7 protein-coding genes are annotated in these 6,142 nt (G+C 66.6%); 2 read left to right on the forward strand and 5 right to left on the reverse strand.

Going from position 1 to position 6,142, the window contains the following annotated elements; genetic code table 11:
• Positions 1-725: 725 nt before the first annotated feature.
• The 4 genes from EV652_RS43755 to EV652_RS43770 form a co-directional block, all read right to left on the reverse strand.
• Complete coding sequence (locus tag EV652_RS43755; protein WP_132217271.1) at positions 726-2,051, reverse strand: serine hydrolase domain-containing protein; 1,326 nt, start codon at positions 2,049-2,051, stop codon at positions 726-728.
• A gap of 124 nt (positions 2,052-2,175) precedes the next feature.
• Complete coding sequence (locus EV652_RS43760) at positions 2,176-2,403, reverse strand: hypothetical protein (RefSeq protein WP_132217273.1); 228 nt, start codon at positions 2,401-2,403, stop codon at positions 2,176-2,178.
• Positions 2,404-2,483: 80 nt separating this feature from the next.
• Positions 2,484-2,687, reverse strand: a complete 204-nt coding sequence (locus EV652_RS43765) for a KTSC domain-containing protein (RefSeq protein WP_132217275.1) — start codon at positions 2,685-2,687, stop codon at positions 2,484-2,486.
• Positions 2,688-2,718: 31 nt separating this feature from the next.
• Positions 2,719-3,072 (reverse strand): helix-turn-helix domain-containing protein, encoded by a 354-nt coding sequence (locus EV652_RS43770; RefSeq protein ID WP_132217277.1) that lies wholly within the window; start codon positions 3,070-3,072, stop codon positions 2,719-2,721.
• Between the two features lie 139 nt (positions 3,073-3,211).
• Between EV652_RS43770 and EV652_RS44990 the strand changes: the two genes are divergently transcribed.
• Positions 3,212-3,508: a hypothetical protein gene (locus tag EV652_RS44990; RefSeq protein ID WP_242002366.1), complete on the forward strand. Its 297-nt coding sequence runs from the start codon at positions 3,212-3,214 to the stop codon at positions 3,506-3,508.
• A 183-nt stretch (positions 3,509-3,691) separates the two neighbouring features.
• Here the strand turns inward: EV652_RS44990 and EV652_RS43780 are convergent, their stop codons facing one another.
• Entirely contained in the window at positions 3,692-4,321 is a 630-nt protein-coding gene (locus EV652_RS43780) for a hypothetical protein (RefSeq protein WP_132217279.1), read from the reverse strand.
• 918 nt (positions 4,322-5,239) lie between these two features.
• Here EV652_RS43780 and EV652_RS43785 point away from each other — a divergent pair.
• Entirely contained in the window at positions 5,240-6,022 is a 783-nt protein-coding gene (locus EV652_RS43785) for an aldo/keto reductase (protein WP_305000235.1), read from the forward strand.
• Positions 6,023-6,142: the final 120 nt, after the last annotated feature.

Consider the following 6,142-nt stretch of genomic DNA (forward strand, 5'->3'; position numbering starts at 1 on the left):
GGAGAGTCATCCAATGCCTGTGAACGGGGATAAAACAAATTTCGGCATTGACTTTCGGCACGCTGTTGAGTTCTCAAGAATCGGACGCACACCGCGCTTCAGACTTTCGTTTGAAGCTCCGGGGCAACTCGCCCAACTTTACTGTTTCGTCCGGGGCCGGTCAAATCGGCCTCTTTCGTCCCAGTCCCCCTGCGCGACCCAGTGACCGAAACCCGCCGAGGCTTGTTTCGGCTTCCGAGACCTTCAGGGAGTTTGTCAGAGGACCGGCCGCTTTCGCGTCCCGCGTCTCGCTCCAACAAGAAGAACATTACTGACATTCGCGGTGCAGATGCAAATCGGGGTCCCGGACCTTGTCCGAACCCTTGCGAAGCGCCCTCGGCACCGGTCAGCCGGCACCTGCCGCGAGGCAGTGGTCGTCCCTCTGGTCACACCACTCACTCGCGTCTCCGCGAGCGACTGCTCCCCCATGATGCCCCACCACACAAGCGTGGCTCCACGGGATATCTCGGCACGGCGTCGTACGGGATGGACCTGGGACCTCGCAGTACTGGAGGACACGTCCTGGAGCTCTAAGACGAGGTGGGAGCCGGTCAGCCGACTCCCACCTGTCACGTACCGCACCGTCCAGCAGACGCCTCTCGGCGAGTGGCCGCTCGTAGCGGCTGAGGTTGAGGCCCGGGGTCACGAACCGGACGGCATCAGATGTAACCGGCGCCCCTCCGCGGCTATTCCCGGGTGCAGTCCAGTTCGGCCCCGCCCTGGATGAAGACGAGCCGACTGCCGTCTTCACGGACCTCGAACTCAGTGTCGGCGTTCACCGCGGCGAACCTCGTCGCCGACGTTGGCCCGAAGAGCAGAGGAGGCTGACCGGCGAAGGTCACTTCCAGTCCGCGGCCCCAGCGCGCCACGTCCAACTTCAGCCGACCGTCCAGTCTGTAGGTACCGATCAGGCTTGCTATCGCCTCGTCGGTGGGCAGGTCTGGCTCATCGACCTCCGGCGAGTAGTCGTCCCACTCGTAGGTCCTGGCAATCGCGGCGAAGGCTCTTTGAACGACCCAGCTGCCGTTGTCGCCGTTCGTCATGACTGCCGCGCCCTGTCCGGTGTCCCGGTAGGCCAGCAGATGGCAGCGGAACCCCTCGTTGCCCCCGCTATGTCCGAACCGCACTCCCCCATCGCCAAGGAACAGACCGAGTCCCAGATGGTTCAGTCCACCGATCCGGTCGGTTGCAGCGATCTGTGGCGTCAGGAGTTCGCGGGAGAGCTCCGGCGATAACAGGGCGCCGTCTGCTCCCGCATAAGTCTGCTGGACAGCAACGGCGAACTTCAGAAGATCTGTTGGCGTCGTCCAGAGCCCTGCAGCGGCCAGCTCCGGATAGCTGTGCCAACGACCAGGCACAGGTCGGCCCAACTCGTCGTGCGCAGTCGCGGCCTTGTCGTGCAGGGCAGGCGCTAGCGGCTGCGCGTAGTCGCTGTCAGACATCCCGAGTGGTTCCAGCACGAGCTCCCGTGCGAGTTGCTGGAACGGTGTCCCGGTCACGTCCTCCAGTAGTTGCTGCAGTACGACGGTGCCGCCACCGGCGTACCGAAATTGGGTACCAGGCACGATGTCGACACGAACGCCGAAGGTGTTCGTCGGCGCAGTTCCATCGAGGATCTGCACAGTGGTTGGCAGAGCAGTCCCCTGGCGGTAGCCCGGAAACCCGTGCACAGTCAGCCCCGCACTGTGGCTCGCGAGCTGCCGCAAGGTGACCACCGGCTGCCAGTCGCCCGTCGGCGGGACCTGCCATGAGGTGAGCCGGCGGTTCACGTCCTCATCGAGGTCCAGCAGTCCGCGGTCCACCAACCGGAGCATCGCGAACACAGCGACGGGCTTGCTGATCGAGCAAGCCTGAAACAACGTTTCGGGTACGACGCCAGCCGGCTCGTCAGCCTGAACGACGCCGGCACAACCGGTATCCACGAGTTCGCCGCCGTCGATCACCGCCCAACTGGCACCCGGCACCTGGAACTTCTCGAGATTCGTCGCGATCTCGTCGTACAGAACACTCATCCCGCCCCTCCTCGGCTTCGTTGTCTCGGAGCCTACGGACGTGACGGGTCGGGCGCCCGGGTTCATCGTGGCCGTGCCGACGCGAGCCTGCCGCGGCGTGTCCGCGGCAGGCTCGTGGCTTCGGCTACCTCGACGGCTGTGGCGCTGAGCAGTCGATCTTCGGATTCGCGCCGACGTAGTTCAGTGGGCCGACGACGATGGTGACCAGAGTTGTGCCCACCTTGGCGCACGTCGCGTCCGACCCCGCAAAGTAGTTCCGTTGGGCGGCGGCCGCCAGGCCAATAAGCAGCCAGACGACAACAAGGATCGCCACGGTGCGGGAACCGGTCGTAGTTGCTCTACGAGTGCGCATGTCCACCTCCTGGGCTGAGCGCACCCCCGTGTTGATCGTCCTTCCAGTTCCCGCCCGCATGCCTACAGAAACGGTGCAGGTCAGATCTCGCGGTAGTCGTAGTACGGCTTGATGTGGGTATTGACGTACGCGCCGATGCTGGGCGCCGCGAGCAGAGCGGCAAAGGTGGTCTGCGGGACGTCGTCGTACTGATAGATGGAGCCGTTGACGTACTCGAGCTCCAACATGCCGTCGGACCAGCCGACCGATCGCACACTCGACGAGTTCACCAGTCGTCGCCTCACCCGCGCTCCCTTCAGTACGACGTGCGCCGACTCAGTGTGCCGGTGATCGCTCAGGCTCGGCAGACTCAAGACGGGCCAGGGCCCGGGCAAGGTCGCCTAGGGCGACGTTGAGCTGGCTGATGACGGTGTGGTCGAGAGGGATCTGGGGCTCGTCCAGCCCCAGCTTCGCGGCGAATCGGACCCGAGCGTCAGTAGGCGCCTGTCTCAGTGTGGTGTCGAGTGCTTGCTGAAGTTGCGGGCTCGGCAGCATGTCGGGGCGCTCTCCCCACTTCGTGACCGTCCGTGGCGCGATGCCGAGATGCTCGGCGAAGGCCTCGTTGGTCAACCGGAGCGCATCGCGCAAGGCATGCGCGTGCCGGCCGGTCCATTTCTCGATGATCGTCATCGGTATCACTCCCTGCGCGTCGATCACTCCTTGCAATCAGATTACGGCGATCGGGTCATCGAAAGAGTGCCTAATTTGTGCCCTGTGGATACCGGTTCGGTTCCTGGTGAGGACACCGCCGCGGGCGTTGACTTCGGGCATGGACGAGATCAGCGGTCGAACCACCACGCTGCCGCGGACGATCCCGCGGCGGCGTCATCTGAAAGTCGCGAACAAGTCCGGGCCACGCTGTTTCCAGCTGGTCCGTCATGTCGACGTCTCCGGTGTCAGCGGTACGGGCGTCGTCGCCGAGGGCGTCGAGTGGACCGACGGGACGGTGGCCCTGCACTGGGGTGGGCGCTACCCGACCACGACGATCTGGCCGGACGGCATCGACGCGCTCCTCACGATCCACGGTCACAACGGCGCGACCACCATCCAATGGCTGGATGGGTGAGATGCGCCCCCGAACTCGGTGGGGCGGGCGTCCCCTGCATCCGGCCCGCCTCACCGACCTACTCCGTATAGAACTGCTCCCGGTACTTGCGTTCGGGCTGCTCGCCCGACGGTTGTGTAGTGCCGTTAGGGGCGGACTTCGGCGCGATGTCGTGATCGGCCGTCGGCGGGATTGGCGGGCCGGTCAGCCGGTGAGGGAGCGGAGGGCTCGGCGGGAGGGGGTTAGGAGGACTGGTTTGTAGGGGCAGCGGGCGTCGGTGAGGGTTTCGTAGGCGCGGATGGCTCGGTTGGCGGCGTCCCACCCTTGTTCGGCGGGGCTGCGGCCGAGGCCGCGGTTGCGGACCAGGGCGCCGTAGAAGGCGGAGCAGAAGACGGTTGCCTCGTACCAGCCGATGACGGTGCTGGTGCCGATGTAGGTGATGTCGTCCTGAAGGCAGTCGCGGATGGCGCGTTGCCACTTGCCGATGCCGGTCTTGCAGCCGTCGGCGATCACGACGCCGCTGGAGATGCCCCACTGGCGGTCGAGAAACCAGTCAGCCAGCGACTTCAGCGAGACCTGGGTCTTGCCGTCGGTGGAGAGGAACGACGGTTCCTCGCTGTGGTCACCGTGTGCCATCACGTGCAGGACGGTCGAGGGGGTCGTGAGCGCGGAGAACGCGGTCTCGTGGTCGCGGGTGCGGACGAAGTTGACGTCGATCACCGGCTGGTCCCAGCCGGCGTTGATGTTCCCGGTGATGCCCTGGACGAAGGTCATCGACGCGTCGAAGGAGCTGTCCAGACCGAGGTCCACCAGAGTGATCAGCCGGTTCTTCATTCGCCCACCCCTCCCGCACATTCCGACCCCGCCGCACCCATGATGAACCACGCTGCCGACAGTTCGCGCCCCCCTTCTGCTGCGCTGAGACGGTCCGCACGGTGGGCGGTGTGCCTTGTCACACAGGGTTTCTGCCGCCGTACGGCGTACGGCCCGGACCAGCCCGTGGGCGGCAGGCAGGCTCCCCCGGGTCGGCGTCGGCGGGACGCACGGATGGAGAGTCGCCGGGTCCACGAGACGCGCCCGCCGGGGTGGAGCGGCCGCCGGCGTGAACCCGTGCACGCCGGGCGGATGGGTGGGAGACGGCTGGCGGGTGGCACGGGCCGGTGAGTGAGGCGCTGCCGAGGGGCGCGGACGGCGTGCGGTGTCTCCTGGGCGCCAGCCCTGGGCGTGGGGCGGGCTGCGGGGTCGCGCACGTGCAGTCAGGTCGGCCGTGGGCCGATGGTCTACGGCGGGCGCCTGCTGTGGGTGATGTGGCCGGAGGCCGGCTGTGAGGCAGGCGGCTGGTGCTGCGTGTGTCGGACTATGGAGCGGGACGGGCGGTGGGTGCTGCGCGGGTCTATGGCTGGGGTCAGTGGTGTACGGCGAGGGTCGAGCAGGCGTACACGGGTCGGCCAGGTGGGCCGACGGTCTGTGGCGTGGTCGGGCGGGGTGGATGGCGCAGGTCGGATCTGGGTGGGGCCGGTGGTGTGCGCTTGCGTGGGGCTGGTGCGGCGGTGGCCGGCGTGGCCGGGTCGTGGGTCGGGCGGGTGGGGAGCGCAGGTCGGATCGGGGTTGGGGCCGACGGTGGTGTGCGGCGTGTGTGGCGGCGGGTGGTGTGGACGGTGGATGGAGCGGGGCGGCGTACGGTGGCGGGAGGTTGGCGCTGAGAGGGTGGTGGATGTGGTTGATGGGGTTCGGTTGACGGGTGGGGTTGTCATGCCTCGAGTTGGGGTGGGGACTTCTCCGTTGGGGGATGGGGATGCGGAGCGGGTTGTGGTGGAGGCGTTGGAGGTCGGGTATCGGTTGGTGGATACCGCGGAGAACTATCGCAACGAGGTCGGGGTCGGGCGGGCGTTGCGTCGGGTGCCTCGGGACGAGGTGTTCGTGACGTCGAAGTTCAACAAGCGGTGGCACAGTGTGGACGGGGCGCGGACCGCGTTCGAGGCGAGTGCGGAGAAGCTCGGCGTGGAGTACCTCGACCTGTTGCTCATCCATTGGCCCAATCCGGATCAGGACCGGTACGTCGACGCTTGGCAGGGGCTGATCGCGTTGCGGGAAGCTGGTCTGGTCCGCGCGATCGGTACGTCGAACTTCAAGCCGGCGCACCTGCAGCGGCTGATCGACGAGACCGGTGTGGCACCGGAGGTCAACCAGGTGCAGCTGAGTCCGGTGTGGGCGAAGCAGGCCGAGCGGGAGTTCCACACGAAGCACGGGATCGTGACGGAAGCGTGGAGTCCGTTGGGCAAGGGCACTGACCTGCTGGACCACCCGACGGTGCGGGAGGCTGCCGAAGCGCATGGCAGGACGCCGGCTCAGGTCGTGCTCCGGTGGGAGACGCAGCAGGAGGTCGTACCGATTCCGAAGTCCGCCAACCGCGCGAGACTCGAGCAGAACCTGGCGATCTTCGACTTCGACCTGACCGATGCGGAGCTGGACGCGCTGTCAGCACTCGACGGCACCGCCCGAACCGCAGCCGACTCCGACCGCTCCGGCCACTGAGCAACCGCCTACGCGACCGAGCCTGAGCTGATAGACCCTGAACGGCATTTCCCTCGATTGACGCGGTGACAGCGTGTGCGTGGGAGGTGTCAACGTGGAGCACGCGCAGCGCAGCGAGCA

Origin of the sequence: Kribbella steppae (genome assembly GCF_004342025.1) — a bacterium.
Classification (GTDB): domain Bacteria; phylum Actinomycetota; class Actinomycetes; order Propionibacteriales; family Kribbellaceae; genus Kribbella; species Kribbella steppae.

What these genes read in the sequence shown, in the direction of transcription:
- EV652_RS43755 (WP_132217271.1), bottom strand. Translation starts at nt 2,051, where the DNA reads ATGAGTGTTCTGTACGACGAGATCGCGACGAATCTCGAGAAGTTCCAG.
- EV652_RS43760 (WP_132217273.1), bottom strand. Translation starts at nt 2,403, where the DNA reads ATGCGCACTCGTAGAGCAACTACGACCGGTTCCCGCACCGTGGCGATC.
- EV652_RS43770 (WP_132217277.1), bottom strand. Translation starts at nt 3,072, where the DNA reads ATGACGATCATCGAGAAATGGACCGGCCGGCACGCGCATGCCTTGCGC.
- EV652_RS44990 (WP_242002366.1), top strand. Translation starts at nt 3,212, where the DNA reads ATGGACGAGATCAGCGGTCGAACCACCACGCTGCCGCGGACGATCCCG.
- EV652_RS43780 (WP_132217279.1), bottom strand. Translation starts at nt 4,321, where the DNA reads ATGAAGAACCGGCTGATCACTCTGGTGGACCTCGGTCTGGACAGCTCC.
- EV652_RS43785 (WP_305000235.1), top strand. Translation starts at nt 5,240, where the DNA reads ATGCCTCGAGTTGGGGTGGGGACTTCTCCGTTGGGGGATGGGGATGCG.